The organism is Prevotella rectalis (assembly GCF_900607215.1).
Taxonomy (GTDB): Bacteria; Bacteroidota; Bacteroidia; order Bacteroidales; family Bacteroidaceae; genus Prevotella; species Prevotella brunnea.
Map to the genome: position 1 here is coordinate 789,648 of NZ_LR027822.1, position 1,228 is coordinate 790,875.

At 46.7% G+C, this 1,228-nt stretch carries 1 protein-coding gene and 1 pseudogene; both read right to left on the reverse strand.

Annotation, left to right across the window (positions count from 1 at the left end; translation table 11 throughout):
* Nucleotides 1–162 precede the first annotated feature (162 nt).
* On the reverse strand, nt 163–1,008 hold the full coding sequence (locus E0E16_RS11590; RefSeq protein ID WP_240048166.1) for an IS3 family transposase: 846 nt from the start codon (nt 1,006–1,008) through the stop codon (nt 163–165).
* Nucleotides 1,009–1,040: 32 nt separating this feature from the next.
* Nucleotides 1,041–1,228, reverse strand: a pseudogene (locus E0E16_RS13700) (hypothetical protein); the annotation flags it as partial.

The window sequence follows — 1,228 nt, forward strand, 5'->3', positions numbered from 1 at the left end:
GCATAAAAGAAGATGGACAACACCTAAGTTCCGTCATATTTTCGGCAAGGTCTTAGGGGGCTCGATGCCCCCTGGGACCTTTGGTGAAGATGGCATAAGACCGTCGTTCGCCATATTTTCGGCGTTCCAAAGATACGTTATATTTTTCTTTTTTGCAAGCATTTATCTCTTTTTCCAAAGATTTCTCCCGGGCTGTTCGCCTCTATAGACATCCATCGGACATTTCATTCCTATGCTCATATGCGGTCGTCTGTAGTTGTAGAAGGCTATTGCCTTGGAGATTTCCATATTGGCCTGGTCATAATCTCGGTACATCTCCTGCTGGTAAATCCACTCAACCTTAAAGGTTCCATTCGTCCTTTCCGCCACGGGATTGTCCGTAGGATTGTACCGTTCTGTCATACTAACCCTGATATGGTGGCACATAAGAGTTTCAACATATAGGTGGCAGGCATATTGCGAACCTCTGTCAGAGTGGTGTATCGTTCCGCAGAGGTTGCCTCCTCCGGCTGCCTTAACTGCCATTAGCAATGCCTCCTTCGTATTTATAGCCTCCATGGTTTCGGATAAGCACCAGCCTATGACAGCATGTGAGTAAACATCTGTAATGAGATGGAGGTACAGGACGTTGCCGTAAATCCAAACGTAGGTTATGTCGGCTGCCCAAATGTGGTTAGCATACATTGCCGTAACACCTTGTACAAGATTAGGATACTTCCTATAAGGGTGATTGGAGTCCGTTGTACGTCTTCGCTTGTTTTTAGGAAGCATAAGTCCTTCTGAAGCAAGTAGTTTTAAGAAGGAGTCGCGACCATGAGTAACATCTTCACCTAGCTCCGACTTGAGGAGGACGTGCAGTTTCACACCGCCTATCCCGGGACAGCAGGCACGATAGTAGAGTACATTGTCAACTATCAGTTTACGCCTTTGCCGCTCAGAAATCACAAGCTTGCTGCTTGCGTAATACCACTGGCGTTTCTTGCCAAACAGCCCACAGAGGAATTCCACGGATACACCGGGAAACTCCTCACGCAGCGCCGTTACTGTTTGGCACCATCTTTTTTTAAGATGCTGATACCCTCCTCGGATTCGGCTATCTCTATGAGTTTCTCATAGGCACGGCTGCGCATCTTCTCCAAAGACAATGCGTGTTGGAGGTTCACTATCTTCTGGCGCAATATCTCATTGTCTGTCAAATTCGTTTCTTTATGAGCCATACGATACCTCT